The sequence below is a fragment of the Streptomyces sp. NBC_01717 genome, assembly GCF_036248255.1.
In the GTDB taxonomy this organism is placed as follows: domain Bacteria; phylum Actinomycetota; class Actinomycetes; order Streptomycetales; family Streptomycetaceae; genus Streptomyces.
On record NZ_CP109178.1, the window covers coordinates 3,749,586 to 3,765,615 of the forward strand.

16 protein-coding genes are annotated in these 16,030 nt (G+C 69.0%); 8 read left to right on the forward strand and 8 right to left on the reverse strand.

Annotated elements, in window-relative coordinates; translation table 11 throughout:
* Window positions 1-66: 66 nt before the first annotated feature.
* Window positions 67-936, reverse strand: a complete 870-nt coding sequence (locus OHB49_RS16770; protein ID WP_329161203.1) for a prepilin peptidase — start codon at window positions 934-936, stop codon at window positions 67-69.
* A 104-nt stretch (window positions 937-1,040) separates the two neighbouring features.
* Between OHB49_RS16770 and OHB49_RS16775 the strand changes: the two genes are divergently transcribed.
* Window positions 1,041-1,412, forward strand: coding sequence for a DUF192 domain-containing protein (locus tag OHB49_RS16775; protein WP_030969345.1), 372 nt, complete (start codon window positions 1,041-1,043; stop codon window positions 1,410-1,412).
* A gap of 9 nt (window positions 1,413-1,421) precedes the next feature.
* Here OHB49_RS16775 and OHB49_RS16780 read toward each other — a convergent pair whose 3' ends face one another.
* Together OHB49_RS16780 and OHB49_RS16785 are read right to left on the reverse strand one after the other, a co-directional pair.
* Window positions 1,422-2,195 (reverse strand): hypothetical protein, encoded by a 774-nt coding sequence (locus OHB49_RS16780; protein ID WP_329161205.1) that lies wholly within the window; start codon window positions 2,193-2,195, stop codon window positions 1,422-1,424.
* A 101-nt stretch (window positions 2,196-2,296) separates the two neighbouring features.
* Complete coding sequence (locus OHB49_RS16785; protein ID WP_030969342.1) at window positions 2,297-2,722, reverse strand: hypothetical protein; 426 nt, start codon at window positions 2,720-2,722, stop codon at window positions 2,297-2,299.
* 162 nt (window positions 2,723-2,884) lie between these two features.
* Here OHB49_RS16785 and OHB49_RS16790 point away from each other — a divergent pair, with 162 nt between their 5' ends.
* The 5 genes from OHB49_RS16790 to OHB49_RS16810 all read left to right on the forward strand — a co-directional run bounded on the left by OHB49_RS16790 (window position 2,885) and on the right by OHB49_RS16810 (window position 8,331).
* Window positions 2,885-4,510, forward strand: a complete 1,626-nt coding sequence (locus OHB49_RS16790) for a polymorphic toxin-type HINT domain-containing protein (protein ID WP_329161207.1) — start codon at window positions 2,885-2,887, stop codon at window positions 4,508-4,510.
* A gap of 23 nt (window positions 4,511-4,533) precedes the next feature.
* A complete protein-coding gene (locus OHB49_RS16795; RefSeq protein ID WP_329161209.1) occupies window positions 4,534-5,055 on the forward strand; it encodes a hypothetical protein in 522 nt (173 codons plus the stop codon).
* Window positions 5,056-5,225: 170 nt separating this feature from the next.
* Window positions 5,226-7,199 carry a hypothetical protein gene (locus OHB49_RS16800; RefSeq protein WP_052189383.1) on the forward strand — a complete coding sequence of 658 codons (1,974 nt, stop codon included), beginning with the start codon at window positions 5,226-5,228 and terminating at the stop codon, window positions 7,197-7,199.
* A gap of 59 nt (window positions 7,200-7,258) precedes the next feature.
* Window positions 7,259-7,861, forward strand: coding sequence for a hypothetical protein (locus OHB49_RS16805; protein WP_329161211.1), 603 nt, complete (start codon window positions 7,259-7,261; stop codon window positions 7,859-7,861).
* Between the two features lie 20 nt (window positions 7,862-7,881).
* Window positions 7,882-8,331 (forward strand): DUF3592 domain-containing protein, encoded by a 450-nt coding sequence (locus OHB49_RS16810; protein ID WP_030969333.1) that lies wholly within the window; start codon window positions 7,882-7,884, stop codon window positions 8,329-8,331.
* Between the two features lie 83 nt (window positions 8,332-8,414).
* On the opposite strand, the gene OHB49_RS16815 is transcribed toward OHB49_RS16810, so the two are convergent.
* The 3 genes from OHB49_RS16815 to OHB49_RS16825 all read right to left on the reverse strand — a co-directional run bounded on the left by OHB49_RS16815 (window position 8,415) and on the right by OHB49_RS16825 (window position 10,365).
* Window positions 8,415-9,008, reverse strand: coding sequence for a hypothetical protein (locus OHB49_RS16815; RefSeq protein ID WP_313938937.1), 594 nt, complete (start codon window positions 9,006-9,008; stop codon window positions 8,415-8,417).
* A 219-nt stretch (window positions 9,009-9,227) separates the two neighbouring features.
* Window positions 9,228-9,362: a hypothetical protein gene (locus OHB49_RS16820; protein ID WP_329161213.1), complete on the reverse strand. Its 135-nt coding sequence runs from the start codon at window positions 9,360-9,362 to the stop codon at window positions 9,228-9,230.
* A 133-nt stretch (window positions 9,363-9,495) separates the two neighbouring features.
* Window positions 9,496-10,365 (reverse strand): LLM class F420-dependent oxidoreductase, encoded by an 870-nt coding sequence (locus tag OHB49_RS16825; protein ID WP_329161215.1) that lies wholly within the window; start codon window positions 10,363-10,365, stop codon window positions 9,496-9,498.
* A 452-nt stretch (window positions 10,366-10,817) separates the two neighbouring features.
* Here OHB49_RS16825 and OHB49_RS16830 point away from each other — a divergent pair, with 452 nt between their 5' ends.
* Window positions 10,818-11,504, forward strand: a complete 687-nt coding sequence (locus OHB49_RS16830; protein WP_234432776.1) for a peptidoglycan recognition protein family protein — start codon at window positions 10,818-10,820, stop codon at window positions 11,502-11,504.
* Window positions 11,505-11,628: 124 nt separating this feature from the next.
* Here the strand turns inward: OHB49_RS16830 and OHB49_RS16835 are convergent, their stop codons facing one another.
* Complete coding sequence (locus OHB49_RS16835; protein ID WP_329161218.1) at window positions 11,629-12,600, reverse strand: CDP-alcohol phosphatidyltransferase family protein; 972 nt, start codon at window positions 12,598-12,600, stop codon at window positions 11,629-11,631.
* Between the two features lie 209 nt (window positions 12,601-12,809).
* Window positions 12,810-13,082, reverse strand: coding sequence for a hypothetical protein (locus OHB49_RS16840; protein WP_329161220.1), 273 nt, complete (start codon window positions 13,080-13,082; stop codon window positions 12,810-12,812).
* Window positions 13,083-13,401: 319 nt separating this feature from the next.
* On the opposite strand from OHB49_RS16840, the gene OHB49_RS16845 reads away from it, so the two are divergent.
* The gene (locus OHB49_RS16845) at window positions 13,402-15,729 is read left to right on the forward strand and encodes a SpoIIE family protein phosphatase (protein ID WP_329161221.1); all 2,328 of its coding nucleotides are present in this window, start codon (window positions 13,402-13,404) and stop codon (window positions 15,727-15,729) included.
* The last annotated feature ends 301 nt before the right edge of the window (window positions 15,730-16,030 follow it).

Genomic DNA, 16,030 nt, shown 5'->3' on the forward strand with positions numbered 1-16,030 from the left:
CTGACGACAACGCCGCAGATGTGCGTGCCGGACCCCGCGAGCCCAGCGTGATCCAAACGAGAGGCCCTAGGAAGCGAGGCCGCCGAACAGTATCCCGAGCAGCGCGCCCGCAATCATGAACGGCCCGAACGGGATGCCCGTCTTACGCCCGGCCCGCCGCAGGATCACCAGCCCGAACCCGTACACGGCACCGAGCACGAACCCGGCGAAGCCGCCCGCGAAGACGACCGCCCACCCGTACCAGCCGAGAACCACCCCCAGCGACAGGGCGAGCTTGACGTCGCCGAAGCCCATCCCGTTCGGGTTGATCAGGAAGAGCAGGAAGTAGAAGCCGCCGAGGGCGAGGCCGCCGAGCAGGGCGGACAGCCAGGAACCGGCGTGCTCCGGGAGCAGCGCCACGCCACCCAGCAGTACGACGGCCGCACCGGCGAGCGGCAGTGTCAGCCGGTCGGGCAGCCGGTGCACGCGGCGGTCGATGGTGGCGAGGAGTACGGCCACGGGGGCAAGCAGCAGCCAGACGGCAAGCTCGGGCCGGAGCCCGGTGGCCGCGGCGAGGGCGGCGCAGCCGAGGGTGGTGGCGACGGGGGCAAGGACGGCGGGGGCGTAACGCGCGACCGGTTCGGCGCAGGGGTCCCCCTCCCGGCCCTGGCCTTCCCCCGTGCTCGCGTCCGCCGACCCGGCGGGCCCGTCGGGTGGGGCCGGTACCGCGGCCGTCTTCGACTGCTCAGTCGTACGCGCCGCAGCACCCGCGGCACACGCCGCGCACCACGTGGAGCCGAGCCAGCCGCGGGCCACCCCGCTGAAGGGGTGGCCGGCGGGGCAGGTGTCCCGCCATGCGTCCTCCGGTTCGACGGAGAACCGGTAGGCGGCGCGCGGGACCAGCAGTCCGGTCGCGGCGCCCCAGAGCGCGGCGACGCCTGTCAGCATGACGTACACGGAACCGACCCTAGGCGGGCAACGCGCACGAGGTCATGGGCCCTGGGGCCCACTGCGCGGCATTTCGGGCCCAGCGGCTGTCACCGGGCGCTACCGTCGTCGCCATGGGTCAATGGCGCAATGGCAACGGGACGTTGACGGTCGGGGACCGGGAGGGGGGACCGGGGCTGGAGATACCGCTTCGGATCGCCGCCTCGTACCGGGCCCGGTCCAAGGGGCTTCTCGGGCAGGACGGGATCGACGGGGCACTGATGATCACCCCGTGCGGGAGTGTGCACACGTTCGGGATGCGGTTCACGATCGATGTGGCGTACCTGGACCGGAAGTTCAACGTCGTGGCGGTCCACACGATGAAACCGGGGCGGCTCGGGATGGTGCGGCTGCGGTCCCGCCATGTGCTCGAGTCGGCGGCCGGGACCATGGAGAAGTGGGGGCTGCGGCCCGGCGTGCAGCTGCAGATCGACCAGGCTGACTGAAGGAGCGGGTCACGGGAGCTTGGCCAGCTGCGCGGTGACCACTTCCACCGGGAGTTCCGGAGGCGTCGCGTCGACGAAGTCGGCGACGTAGAACGTGACGACCGTCGAGCCCCTCCGCACGAGCTGGAAGACCAGTGGCACCTTGTCGCCCTCGATGTTCCCCGTCACCTGGTAGGCGATGCTCTCCTCGCCCACCCGCGGCGCATCCAGCAGATCGACCTTGCTGTACGTGGACGGCCCCTCGTCACTCGAGGTCCTGAACCCGCCCGCACAGGCCTGCACCGCGTCCCCGACGTCGCGCAGCACCTGCTGGGCCGCGCCCTTCGGGTGGGAGGTGAGAATCTCGGTGACGACGGTCTGGTCGTCCTTTCCCTCCTCCGATCCGTCCATGACGGTACGGAAGACGGTGGCGGTCGCGGCGGGTTCGGGAGCGCCGTTGATCACGGCGGCCAGCGGCCGGCAGGCCTGGTTCTCGGCCTTCTCCGTGCCGGTTTCCTCACTGCCCTGCAGGGGGGTGACCTCGTAGGCGGCCACATCGCCGGTGGCCAGGGCCGCCTCGGTCAGCTCCGCCTCGGTGAGCACCCTGCCGGTGCCGGCCGGCAGTGTGCTCGGGGGCGGTGAAGGGGGCGAGGTGTCGTCGCCGGACGGCTTCGCGCTCGATGGACTGCTCGCCCTGGCCGTCTCCTTGCCGCCGGAGGAGTCGTCGCCGGACGGGCCGCAGGACACGGCCGCGAAGCAGAGCGCCGCTGTCGCCACCGCCACAACTGCTGTACGAGCCTTCATCGTTCCCCGTTCCTGGCCATGGGCCCCGTTCCCCTGTCCGGCACGCTAACAACCGGGCGGCGGCGGGTGCGTGGGTCCACGGGCCCAACTCGGGGCGGCGCTCAGGAGGTCCAGGGCCTTTCCTTCGGATCGGGCCGGGTGCCCAGGCCACGGCCGACGAGCGGGGACACCGTACGGATCAGCTTCAGTTGCGTGGAGCGCAGGATCTTCACGGTCACGTCGTCGGACCAGCCGGTCGTCGTGGACCACTCGTAGCCCGAGCCGACCACCTCGCTGGCGAACGCCAGCTCCGTGGCGAGCAGGGCCCGTGCCCAGTCCATCGGCTCCAGGGGTTCCTTCGCGGCCAGAGCCGTACGGATTCTGTCGCCCCTCCGGTTCAGGTCGTCCGCGTCGTCGAAGCCCATGGCCACCGCAAACTCCTCCGTGCAGCGCGCCGGGCCGCTCCACTCGACCAGGCCCTGTTGCAGGAGCCGGGTCTCCTCATCGGTCAGCGTCAGCTGCTCCGCCGTCTGTAAGCGCGTCCTCACCCGTCCACCCTTCCGTCCGTGCCGCTGTGATTGCGTTCGCAGGACGCTAACTTCCCTCCGGGGAAGGCGTCTTGGGTCCCTGGACACGGGTCGCGCACCGCTTGCGGCATTGGGTCCACAGGCCCAAGACACCGGCATGTCGGGACTTTTAGTGTCGAGGCCATGTCTCAGCTGGGGGAATTGCGTCGTCGGATCCGGCGGTGGTCACGGCACACCGTGCCGCATACGGATGTGCGGTTGATGGGTCTGCGCCGTCGGCGTGACCGGGGACAGGGTGCGCTGGAGTACCTGGGCCTCGTTCTGGTGGTCGGGGCGATCGTCGGTGCGCTCGTCGCGACCGGGATCGGTGCGGAGCTCACCGAGAAGATCGGTGTGCAGGTCTGCCGGATCGGGGGCGGCGGGAACTGCGGCGGGGACGGCGGCGCCGAGGCACGGGACGGCGACGCGGGCAAGCCGGGCACCGGGGACCCGGCCTCGGACCGTAACGACGACGGTACGCCGAAGGCGCCTGAGCAGGTCGATTACGACAAGGCGCTCAAGGAACTCCAGGACGCCCAGGCGGAGCAGAAGTCCAACACCGACAAGGCGAAGGAAGCCGCGAAGGAACTGGCGAAGATCCTTGCCGACGAGCTCGGGATCACCGACGCCCTGGACTGCATCACCAAGGGCGACATGGGTGCCTGCACCGAAACACTCATCAATGTGCTGCTGTCCCTGATCGGCGGTGCGGTCGGGAAGCTCGGGGCGAAGTACGGCGCCCCGTGGAAGTGGAAGAAGGCCTACAAGCTCATCAAGAGCTTGAAGAAGCACGGCGGCGACCTCTACGACGCCCTCAAGGGCCTGGTCAAGAACCGCAAGAAGGTCAAGGAAGCCGAGAAGAAACTCGAGGACGCCGGAAAGAAGCTCGACGACGCGAAGAAGGACCCGCCCAAGAAGGAGGACAAGCCGGACGAGAAGAAGCCGACGACCTGCGCCGCGCGGCACAGCTTCCTCGCCGGCACCCCGGTCCTGTTCGCCGACGGCCGCCGCGTCCCGATCCAGAACGTCTCCGTCGGCGACCGCGTGATCGCCACCGACCCGGTGAGCGGTGTGACCGGCATCCGCCGTGTCGAGCGGACCATCACCACGTACGACGACAAGCACTTCACACGGCTCGCGGTGGTGGCGGGCGGCGCGCAGGCCCGGTTGACGGCGACGGACACGCACCCGTTCTGGCTGAGCGACGGCCGTCGCTGGGCGGACGCGGGCGAGATCGGCCGCGGTGACGAGCTGCGCACGGAGGCCGGCTCCACGCTGACGGTCACCGGCGTCTCCCGGTACAGCCGGCGGCAGACCACCTACGACCTGACGGTCGAGGGCATCCACACGTACTACGTGGGCATCGGTACGTCGAACGCGCTCGTCCACAACAACGACTGCGAGATGTCGCCCGAAGAGGTCGAGGCGGCCAGGAAGCCCCAGGTGGGCGAGGGCGACGCGAAGAAGTTCAAGGACCACTTCCTGCGTCACAAGAAGCTGGTCGAGGACGCGCTGGGCACCAAGTACAAGAAGCTCAAGGAGGACGGGCCGCGGTTCCGCGAGGACATCGCGAAGGCCATCAAGGACGGCACCTTCGAGCTGGTCGGCAAGGGCACGTTGAAGAAGGGCGAGCCCGAGGGGCTGATCTATCGTGGCAAGGGCGTGACGATCGTGCTGAAGGAGAACGGCGACTTCTGGACCGCGCTCAAGAGCGGTGAAGGCATGGACACCGGAATCGAGTTCACCAAGCTGTTGCCGAAGAAGAAGTAGCCGCAGAGACAGGGGTGCAGGACATGAGCGGGTGGCGGACCGTCGAAGCGGTACTGCGTGACCACCGCGTACACGATGTCCTGGTCCCGGGCTGGATCGACCGGGACGACGACCTCGCCGAGTTCCGGCCGCAGCCGATGGTCGTATGGCTGCGGCTGGACGAAGGGCTGCTGCGGTTCGAGTCGCAGGGCCAGTACGACCGGCTCGGCGCCTCGCGCGTCCCGGGCGTCGACTGGGCCGATATCGAACTGCTTGCGGAGGCCGAGGACGAGGTGATCGTCGCCTCGTTCGGTGAGCAGCTCTTCGGCGACGGCCGCGACGCACTGCGGTGCACGCGGCTGCGCGCCTATCGGACGTCCGCCGGCGCCGACTGCACCTGCCTCGCCCTCGACTTCGAGGGGGGCCGCACGTTGTTCCTGGATCCGACGTGGACGTTCGGCATCAAGGTGGGCAACGAGGCGGACGAGCAGCGCTGGCTGAAGCTGCACGGCGGCGTGGCCGGTGGCCATGCCGGTGTCGATGCGAACGTGCTGTACGACGGGTAACCCGACACCACCGGCCGCCCGGGACCCAACGTCCGTTCCCCCTTACTTGGGCCCGAACTTGGAGCCAAGGGCCCAGGTCATCCGGTCCGCCCGCCCGTACGCTCACGCCACACCCGGGGTTCAGCAGCGGGGCGGGCAGGCAGTGCGAGTCAGTGGCGGAGGGGAAGACCGTGAGTAGTGGCGGCGGTTGGAGAAGCGGAAGCGGGGGCCACATACCGCGGGAGCGCGGCGGGGGTGTGTTCTTTCCCCTGACGCGCAGTTGGGCCGTCGGCGCCCTCGTCTACGTCTTCGCCGGGATCCTGGTGACGCGTGGAATCGTCGAGACGCTCGCCACCGATGAGCGACTCCAGGACTTCACCTGGAGGCTGGCACTGCTGCATGTGCCCAGCGTCATCACCACCCTCCTCACCGCCCTGGCCGCCGCCCGCGTCCTGCCCGACGAGCAACGCGAGTCCCGTCTCCGGTACCTGCTCGCCACCTTGGGTGTTCCGGTCGTCGGGCTCGCGTACGGCCTCTACGTCTCGTGGCATGTCGTCGGCGTCGAGGGCGTGCTGATGCCGGTGGTGGTTCTGGTCACCGGCTCGGCCGTGGGGCTGGCCGTCGACCGGCTGCTGGAGGCCGACGAGACGGAGCCCGCCGCGCCGAACTCGTACACCTGGCGTGACAGCGGTGCCACCGCCATGGAGTACCTCGGGGTGATCGTCCTCGTCGTCACCTTGATCGGCGCGATGGCGATGGCGGGTGTCGGCGGGCAGATCGGCGACCGGATCCGGTGTGCGATCAGTTCGATGGGCGGCGGCAGTGCCGGATGCACGACGGGCGGCGGCGACCCGACCGCGAAGCCGAAGACCGATGCCGACTACGAGCCCAAGCTGTGCCAGGTCTCCAGCGTCTCCGACACCGTCGGCGACAAGGTGAAGATCGGCTGGTTCGAGTGGGGCAACGAGTACGGCTTCCAGCAGAAGGTCAGCCAGGCCAAGACGGATGTGAACGAGGACGGCAAGGTCGACGAGAACGACAAGCTGGTCTACATGACGTTCACGGACGCCGCGTCCGTCGGCGCCAGCGGCAGTACGCCCGGCGTCAAGCTCGGCAAGCTCGGCAAGGCGGATGTCGACGTCGGCGGCGGCATCAAGATCACCAACGGTGACACCTGGGTCTTCAAGAGCGAGGAGGACGCCAAGAAGATGCGGGACGACATCGAGGAAATGAAGATGTGGGAGACCTCGACCAAGTACAGCGGCGGCTACGGCGGCGGCTGGTACTCGGGCATGAAGTGGGCCGAGAAGAAGGAGGACGTCGAGAAGAAGATCGGCGACAAGAAGATCTCCTACTCGACCATCGGTCTCAACGTGTACGCCGACGGCGGTCTCAACATCAGCGCGGGCGACGAGTCCGCGCTCGGCGCCAAGCTGGGCGGCAAGGCGAAGTTCTCCCCCGACGTGACCATCACCAAGGACGACGTGAACGGCAACGAGTCGTACACGTACACCGCCAAGCTCGAACTCGAGGGCAAGGTCGGCGGCACGGCGGGCCCGCTCACCGGCACGGCCGGCGCGAAGGACACCCGCACCGGGGCGATCACCGTCACCCGTGACCAGAAGACCGGCAAGATCGTCCGTATCGACATGACGAAGACGGTCGAGACGGGCTCGACGTCCGACAAGGGCGAGGCCAAGGGCGACAACGGCAAGAAGGACGGCGACAAGCGCGGCGGCAAGGGCAGTGTCACCGACTCGTCCGGCGAAACCGGCATCGAGGTCCAGACGAACTCGATCATCTTCGGCAAGGACGACGACAAGGCCACCGAGGACAAGCGGGCCATAGCCGAGAAGTGGCTGGACGGCAGCGGCAACAACACCGCACCGTTCGAGTACATGTTCGGTGACAAGTCGCTGCAGCAGAAGCCCGACGGGACGGACCCCTTCGACCAGATGATGTTCCAGGACGGCCTGTCGAGCACCATGCAGTACCACGGCGAGACGGACGCCCAGGAGTTCGGCTTCGAGGTCTCGCTCGGCATGAGTCTCGGGTTCTCCATCTCGGACGAGCACAAGAAGGAGACACTGACGGACGCGCAGTTCCTCGGAGCTCCGCAGGGCGACAAGCGCAGCTTCCTTCCGTACAGCTACTGCGCGAATTGAGCCCGCAGCGCCGGCGGCATCACCCGGCACCACGCAAGACGAGAGGCGATGAACAGACCATGGCAGCGGCAACGGCAAGGACGGCAGTGAACAGGTCCCGGACGCTCGGCGCGGCTGTTGCCGCCGCCATCGGTCTCACCCTTCTCACCGGCTGCGGCTCCTCGGACGCGGGCGCCGTCCCGGACGGCTGGGGAAAGCTCGACACGAAGAGCCTGTCCGTCGGCTACCCGAAGGACAGGGGATACAAGGAGCAGTCCGCGGCCGACCGCAGCAAGAGCAACGCGGCCGTCGCGCTCAAGACGGAGGGCGGGCTGCGCACGGGTATGGTCTCGGTCCAGCTCGACTTCGCCACGGGCGTCGACGACGCGGGCGAGGCGGCCGCCGCGGCGGGCGCGGGCATCGGCCTCGGCGCGACCCGTAAGGCCACCTCCGATGTGCGGCTGGCGGGCGAGGAGAGCGCCCGTGACGCGCGTCGGATCGACTACGAGTTCACCTCGTCCGGCCGGGAGCAGACCCCGGCGAGCGGCACCCCTATGACGGGGGTCGTGGTGGCGGGGGTCGACTCGAAGGACGTACCGTTCGCCATCCGGATCAATGCGGTGAAGGGCTCGCTGAGCGCGAAGGATCTCGACGCGTTCGTCGGCTCGATCACCGTGAAGTAGCCCGTGGAGGACTGGCGTTCATGAATGTTCTGCCCGGCGGCACCGCGACCTTCCTGCTGCTGTTCGGCCTGTTCCTCGGTGCGTTCGCCGTGCGGTCGGCGCTGCGGCTGGGCCGGGTACTGAGCCTGATCCGGCACGGGGTGCAGGTCGAGGGCCGGTGTGCGGAGCGCCGGGTCGTGGACCGGGGCGCGGACCGCGAGCGTGGGTACGCGACGGAGTACGTGTTCGCGTTCCGCACGCTCGACGGCCGCGACATGGAGTTCGTCGACCATGCGCCGGGACCGTTCGGCTTCGAGGTCGGGGCGCCGATCCGGGTCACGTACGATCCGGCGGCCCCGGAGAAGCGCGCCACGGTGGCCGGACCGCGGGCCTGGGGCCCGGTGCTGATGCCCGCGGCGTTCGCGGCCGGTCTGACGGTGTTCTCGCTGGGTCTGCTGTACGGGTTCGTGGCGATGCGGGGCTGGGTCTGAGGCCTGCGCGAGGAGAGCCCGTGCGGGTGCGGCGTCCGGGTCCGAGACCCGCACGGGCTCTCCTCGCGCAGGCCGGGCGACCGTTACCGGCTGGGGACCTCGCTGCCGAACAGCATCCACGGCGACTGCTCGAACGACGCCACACCCGACAGCTGCGGCTGCATCGCCGCCACCTCATGACGTACGGCCAGCGTGTCCGGCCAACTGTCGAAGAGCGTCGTGCCGTTGACGATGACCCCGTCCCAGTCGGTCGCCTCCGATGCCCCCTCCCGGTCGACCACGAAGCCGATGCAGAGCACGGAGGCCCTGCCGATCGCCTCCCTGATCGCGCGGACAGCCAGCTCCTGATCGTCCTGGGACAGCCCGTGGAGTCCGAATTCGAGAGCGACGACACCACCCCTCGTGCGACGGATGCGCGCGTACACCTCGGCGCCGCTCCGCACCCACAGCAGGAAGCTGATCTCGTCGAGCCGTTGCAGGCCCGCCACGGTCACCAGCTGCTCCCAGGTCACCCGCGCCTGGGTGGCCGGCGGTTCGGAGCCGGGGCTGACCAGCGTGATGCGGCCGGTGGCGGGGTGGTCGAGCCGCAGCCCCGCCGCACCCAGATCCCCGAGCAACGACTCGGCATCGAGTCGGCTCCAGCCGAGATGGTACGAGTGGAAGAAACCGTCTTTCATCGACGCTTCACCTCATAAGAGTGTGGGGGCACCTCTTCGGATGTGCGTATGAGCACGTCGAATCACCGCTCGGCGGCGGCAAGTCTTCAGCTCACGTTCGGTCGGTTACGAGCGTAATGAGCACGGCCGACGAGGGCGTGGGCCCACGGGCCCACGGGCGGGCCCCAAAGCGGGTCCGCGCTCGCCTCCGGGCTGACGGCCGATGACGACCTGAACGGCTCAGGCGACCGGCACTGCGGGTGTGTCGAAGAGCGAGGCGTCCCCGCCCTCGGCCAGTAGGAGGCCGTGTTCCACGACGGTGCTGTCGCCCGTGCGACCGCAGTCGACCGCCCCCGGGGCGTCGGCCCGTTCCATCACCCCGTCGCTGATCCACTCCGCCGTCGGTGCCGCGGAACAGGAGCCGACGCCAGGCACGGAGAGGCCCACAACCGGCTGAGAACGGCTCCCGGGCGGCTCAAGGGCTGTCCCGCCCCTGGCAGGACAGCCCTCAGCCGATCGTGTCGAGCCTGGGCACGATGCGGGCGGCGAGCTGTTCGGTGAAACTGACCGGGTGCCGGTCCGGCAGCACCTGGACGGCGGTGATGCCGAGCTCCGCGTACTCCTCGACGTCGGAGAGGAACGCATCGGTCTCGTCCAGGACCGGCCTGCTGAACATGAGGGTCTTCTCGATGGAGTCGTAGTCGCGGCCCGCCGCCGCGCAGTGCACCCGCAGTACGTCGAGCTTGTGGGCCACCTCGTCCACATCGGTGGCGAACAGGTTGCACGCGTCCCCGTACCGGGCGACCAGCCACAGCGTCTTCTTCTCGCCGCCGCCGCCGATCATGATCGGCGGCCGCTCGCCGATCGGCTCCGGCATGCACAGCGTCTCGGCCAGCCGGTAGTGCCGCCCCTCGTACGGGCCGTTCTCCTCGCTCCACATCTGCAGACAGATCTGCAGCGTCTCCTCCAGCCGTTCGAACCGCTCGGCGACCGGGACGACCGGCACACCGAGTCCGCGCTGCTCCCGCTCGTACCAGGAGGCGCCGAGACCCAGCACGGCCCGGCCGCCGGACAGCACGTCGAGGCTGGTGACGATCTTCGCCAGCAGGCCCGGATGGCGGTACATCACACCCGTGACCATCAGGCCGAGCGTCATCCGCTGGGTCAGCGCCGCCACGTATCCGAGGGCCGTGTACCCCTCCAGCATCGGCTCGTCGGCCGTGCTCTGCGGGGTCTCCATCTGGAAGTAGTGGTCCATCACGGTGAACGAAGCGACCCCGCCCTGGTCGGCGATCCGCGCCGCCTCGGCGAGCGTGGGCGCGATGAGTGCGGGGTCGGCGGGTTGCGAGTAGTTCCAGTAGTGCAGGCCGAGCTTCACGTCCACTCCTCCATGCCGGAACATCTGCGACGCCCCCGTGCAGTCCCTCGTCACGGTACGTGCGTCCGGGCCGGCAGGCATGGACGGTACGCCCGGCCGGGTGCCGGGGCGTCGGAGCGGCCCTGCTTCGGAACCCTTGCGTGCGTCTGCATGCTCCCCTGCATGCGGTAACCCGGCGCGCGCAGCGAACCTACTCCCGGAAAGCTGTTGGGCGTACGCACCCCACCGTCCCCACGGCGAAAGACAATGAGGGTCTCCCTGTGCGCTTGTACCGAATGGCACTGTGGGTCACGGTCCCTTTGGCCGTTCCTCTCCTGGCGGCACCGGCCGGGGTGACGAGGGCCGGCAGCGGGACGACGCCGGAAAACCCTCCCTCCGTGCAGCGGACCGGAACCGTTGCGGAGCCGGCCGGTGATTCCGCACGGCCGTTCCCCACCCTCGGAGCGACGCCGGTGGCATTCCCCCGTATGGCGCGTCGGCCCGCCATCGTGTCGCGTGCGCAGTGGCGGGCCGACGAGACCAAGCGCGACGCCCATGCCCACTACGCGGGAGGGGTGACAGCGATCTTCATCCACCACACCGACACCCCCAACGACTACAACTGCGCCGACGTCCCGCTGACCCTGCGCAACCTGTACACGGGCCAGACCCGTGACCGGGACTGGGGAGACCTCGGCTACAACTTCCTCGTCGACCGATGCGGCACCGTCTACGAGGGCCGCGCCGGCGGTGTCGACCGCCCCGTCGTCGGCTCCCACACCCAGGGGTTCAACCGGGGCACCGCGGGGATCGCGGCGATCGGCACCTTCGGACGGGGGACGCAGGTGCCGGCGCCCATGGAGCACGCGATCGCGGCCCTCGCCGCCTGGAAACTCGGCCTGCGCGGTGTCGACCCCCGCAGCAAGGTGCGACTCACGTCCACCAATGACAAGAGCCGCTATCCCAAGGGAACTTCGGCCCAGTTCAACGTCATCTCCGGCCATCGCGACGGCACTGAGACCGACTGCCCCGGGGATGCACTGTTCGCCCGGCTCCCCGCGATCCGGGACATGGCCGCCGAACTCCAGGGAAGGTCTGCAGGAGCATCGTCCGGTATCGGCGTCCCGGTGACCTTGCAGAGCCTCCACCAGGGGAAGTAGCTGACGCCGGGCACCGGCCGGCGCGCCTGGGGGCGCCGGCCGCGCGGCCCTCACCCGTCTTCTGGCTGCCGGCCGTGGGGCTGCAGGTCGTCACCCTCTACGTGCTGCACCCCTCCGCCGGAGGTCAGGCCGCAGTCGTGACGTTCTGCTGCTGCTGCTCGAAGGAGTTCATCGTGCGTGTGAAGTCACGGGTGGACAACAGCAGCTTGTAGACGATTGCCAGTTCGAAGACGAGCAGCAGTGCCGCGCTGACGATGGTTGCACCGATGATCTGGTCCAGGAGCGGGCCGATGATGAACACACTCATCTGAAACTCGATGCCACTGATCAGATGGGTGCGGATGCGGTGACGCAGCATGAACGAGCGAAACCGCAGGTAGCCGGGGAAGCGGTGACGGAACTCCTGCTGCAGATCGATCACTTGCCCTCGGGAGGCGGCGAGTGTCACTGGAGCGGAGGTCGCCTCTTCCTGCGCAGCGGCGGTGGTTGCATCGTGGTCGATGTCGGCCTCGGGGTTGTCCCGAAGCAGGTCCTCCATGAAGGCGAGCTCAGCCTGGTTCTCGTCTCGACGGGCCGACCGGATGCGCGACTTGATCTGCTTGCGCATCGTGTGACGGGTCTTGAAGATCTCCAGCGAGTTGATGTACCGCAGGCCGTCAAGGAAGACGACCACGGCAGCGAGCCAGACATAGATCATCTCACCGGTGCGGTAGTACTGGCCGGCCATGAGGGCGACGGCGCACGCCATGACCCGTATCCGGTCGAAGATGTAGTCCAGCCAGGCGCCGAACACAGACCCCTGGCCGGTGAGACGGGCGACCTTGCCGTCCATGCAGTCGAGGATGAAGCTCAGGTGGTAGAGCAGCGCGCCGGCGATCAGCCAGTACCAGTCGCCCTTGACGAAGCACGCGGCGGCAACCAGCCCCAGGATCAGCGCGCCCCAGGTGATCTGGTTGGGAGTGATACGGGTGCGCCTGGCGACGAACCGCACCAGGGGTGTGGCCACGGGGTCGACGAGGAGCACGGTCCACCATGCATCGCGCTTCTTCTGCGTGATGCGACGCACCTCGACGAGGGGCGGTATGTCTCGGCGCATGGAAATGACTTCCTGAAGTTCTACTGATATTCACCTGAACTTAAGGAGGGAATGATCGAGATACAAGGCTCCACCTGTGCAACCTTTACCCGCCGGTAGGAGTCATGGAGCCCTGGCATGTCCCCCACACGTGCACAAACACGACCTTCGGCGCCGCCGCATACTGCGATGCGGAGCTCACGTACGACCGCAGCCCGGCGAAGCCTCCGTCACCTCGGCAGCTGAGCCCAGGTCCTGATGCCCGCATGCGGCGGCGCCGCGTCGCAGACGCCCCACTCCCCGCCCCGGTCGTCCACGACGGAATCCAGCAACCACAGGGCGCTCCGGCGTCGCTCCCCACAGAGGGTGACGGTATCGGGATCGGCGTGGCGCTGGTGCTGGTCCCGGACGACCACTCGAAATGCGTTGTCGCGGTGCCGGGCCGAGACGTACAGATCCAGGCCCGGAGTCATCATGCCGACGACCCCCACGAACTCACCCACCACGAGCGCGGTCGGCCAGGTGTACTGAGGGATATGCCAACGGCAACCTCACCGCCCGATGGATACGCGACGGCGCAACACGTCACGCAACACCGGTGTCCGAGTACCGGTCGCGGCTGGGCGACCGGCGTGGCCCCGTACGGCTCGGTGTCGCCGCGTCGAGCGCATCGCGGCACACTGAAAACGGGCGTCGATCAGGCGCCGAGTGCTCCTCAGGACGGAGGTCACCACCTCACCTGCGGGATCATCGAAGACTCGGGACGGTCACCCGCTGTCAGGATGAGCGATCGCCCCGACTGCCGACGGAGGTGCCTGGGCCGTGAGGGGCGACGCGCTCATGATCATCGATGGTTCCGGTGTGATCACGGAGTGGAGTCACCAGGCCGCCTCCTTGCTGGGCCTCCCCGCGTCCGAGGTGCTGGGACGTCCGGCGACAGGGCTCTTCACGGTCGGCAGGGGCGACCACGGCGGGGAAGAGCTGCAGCTGAGCAGTCGAGAGGGCCGCACGACAACGTGCGAGCTGTGGGTGCGACCGGTGCTGCGAGACGGCGCCGTGGCCTGGGAAATCGGCCGGCAGTCGACGGAACCCACGGGCGGGGCCCATGCGGACGGCATCAGCGAGAGTCTGATCGAGGCCCTGTTCACCCAGTCACCCATCGGCTTGCACCTCCTCGACCCCGAACTCCGGATCGTGCGCGTCAATACGGCCACACGCGCCTTGCACGGAGTGCCGTCCGAGAGCCTGCTGGGTCGCCCACTCATGGAGGTGTACCCCTTCTCGGACCCTGCGACCGAGGAATCCGTGGCCCGACGGGTCCTGGACCGAGGCATGCCCGTGCTGGACCGCTTGGTGCGCGTTCGCCTCCCTGCCGATCACGGCGGGGAGCGAGTGTTCTCCGCATCCACCTACCGGCTTCAGGACGCCCGAGGTGCAGTCCTCGGGCTCGCGGTTTCCACAGTCGAGGTCACCGAGCGGGAGCGGGCGCACGCGCACACCGCCGTCCTCGCCCGTGTGCGCGAATCCGTCGGCCGGACCCTCGACGTGGTCACCACCTGCCAGGAGGCAGCGGATGTCCTGGTGCCTGGGTACGCCGACATCTTCGTGGTCGAGGTGGTGGATGAAGTCGTACGGGGTGAGGACCCCCCGATCGGTCCGCTCAGCCGGGATGTGCCCCTGCGGCGTGCCGCCTTCCGCAGCCGTGTCGTGGAGCCCGTGCATCCGGTCGGCGATGTACGCACCGCGCCCTACGGAACCCCGTTCGGGCAAGCTCTGTCCGACCTGCGTCCCCGGCTCTTGGACCTGGCTGCCGACAGTTCCTGGCTGGCGGCGGATCCGGCACGTGCCGAGGCCATCCGCGCGGCGGGAGCGCATTCGCTCATCACGGCTCCGCTGACGCTCCGCGGCACGGTACTGGGGCTGTTGAGCCTGTACCGCTGTGGGCAGACCGAGCCCTATCGCGAGGACGACATCGACCTCGCCCTCGAACTCGCCGCCCACACCGCGCTCTGCATCGACAATGCCCGCCGCTTCACCCGCGAGCGGACCATCGCCGCCACGACCCAGCGCCGGCTCCTGCCCCAGAGCCCCGGTCCGCGGACAGCCGTCGACACTGCGTGGCTCCACCTCCCCGCGGACCTGGGTGCGAGCTGGTTCGACACCATCGCCCTGCCCGGCGCCCGCACAGCACTGGTAACCGGCAACGCAACCGGACACGGGATCTCTGCCGCCACCACCATGGGGCAGCTGCGCACCGCGATCCACGCGCTTGCCGCACTCGACCTGGAGCCCGACGAACTCCTCGCCAGACTGCACGACACCACCGGCCGCCTGGCCGAGGAACGTGCGGCGCTCCCACCCGCCGATCCGCTGCACAACGAGACACTGACCGCAAGTTGCATCTACGGGGTGTACGACCCCATCACCCGTATCTGCGCCATCGCCCGCGCGGGGCACCCCGCACCGATCGTCGTCCACCCGGACGGCACGACCCACATCTGTGACATCCCGGCGAGCCCCCTGCTGGGATGCGCCGAGGACCCTCCCAGGGCTTCCGCGAGCTTCGAACTCGCCGAGGGCAGTATCCTCGCCTTCTACACCGCAACCCTGCTCCCGGATGCGGGGACGGATCCCGGCATGCTCCGGAACGTCCTGAGCCGGTCCGACCGCTCCCTGCAGTCCCTGTGCGACGACGTCGTCTACGCACTGGGAAGCGATCCCCCACGAGGCGACGCCGCGCTTCTCCTGTCCCGTACCTCCGGCATCGCCCCCGACCACGTGGCCACCTGGCGACTCACCCCCGACGCGACAGCCGCCGGCGAAGCCCGAGCCCTTACCCGGCGCCGGCTCACCGACTGGGAACTGGACGAGGAATCCGTCTTCACCGCAGAGCTGATCGCCAGTGAACTGGCCACGAACGCCGTGCACTACGGAGCCCCGCCCGTACAACTACGCCTCATCCTGGAGCGCACGCTCACCTGCGAAGTGACGGACGCCGGCAGCTCCGCACCCCATCTGCGGCATGCGCCGGTCGCGGACGAGGGAGGCCGCGGGCTGTTCATCGTCTCCCAACTCGCCCACCAGTGGGGCACCCGCTACAGCCAGACCGGCAAGACCATCTGGGCCGAACAGTCCCTCCCGCCACGTTGAAGGTTCGATGAACCGGGGAAGCAGGGCCGCTCAACGGGCGAGCAGGCGGCTCGGATTCCCGTCAACAGGTCTCGCCGTCCGCACTGGCCGAGATGCAGAAGCTTGTCGATGACGCAGAGAGCGCGGCCGGCGCAGCCGAGCCGGGCTCACGCCCGGCAGCTGAATCCGGCTCGCACCCCGACACCGCACACCCCCCCGGCCCGGCCTCGACCGGCGGGGCCCGCTCCGCCGGGGAGCGCGGCGGGCGGTGGGGCCTGGTGGAGCCACGGGCGGAAGGTGTGACCTTGCCCGGGTTCGCGCG

Excerpts from the sequence above, each read along its gene's own strand:
- OHB49_RS16775 (WP_030969345.1), top strand. The coding sequence starts at position 1,041 with ATGGGTCAATGGCGCAATGGCAACGGGACGTTGACGGTCGGGGACCGG.
- OHB49_RS16780 (WP_329161205.1), bottom strand. The coding sequence starts at position 2,195 with ATGAAGGCTCGTACAGCAGTTGTGGCGGTGGCGACAGCGGCGCTCTGC.
- OHB49_RS16790 (WP_329161207.1), top strand. The coding sequence starts at position 2,885 with ATGTCTCAGCTGGGGGAATTGCGTCGTCGGATCCGGCGGTGGTCACGG.
- OHB49_RS16795 (WP_329161209.1), top strand. The coding sequence starts at position 4,534 with ATGAGCGGGTGGCGGACCGTCGAAGCGGTACTGCGTGACCACCGCGTA.
- OHB49_RS16805 (WP_329161211.1), top strand. The coding sequence starts at position 7,259 with ATGGCAGCGGCAACGGCAAGGACGGCAGTGAACAGGTCCCGGACGCTC.
- OHB49_RS16810 (WP_030969333.1), top strand. The coding sequence starts at position 7,882 with ATGAATGTTCTGCCCGGCGGCACCGCGACCTTCCTGCTGCTGTTCGGC.
- OHB49_RS16815 (WP_313938937.1), bottom strand. The coding sequence starts at position 9,008 with ATGAAAGACGGTTTCTTCCACTCGTACCATCTCGGCTGGAGCCGACTC.
- OHB49_RS16820 (WP_329161213.1), bottom strand. The coding sequence starts at position 9,362 with ATGGAACGGGCCGACGCCCCGGGGGCGGTCGACTGCGGTCGCACGGGC.
- OHB49_RS16835 (WP_329161218.1), bottom strand. The coding sequence starts at position 12,600 with ATGCGCCGAGACATACCGCCCCTCGTCGAGGTGCGTCGCATCACGCAG.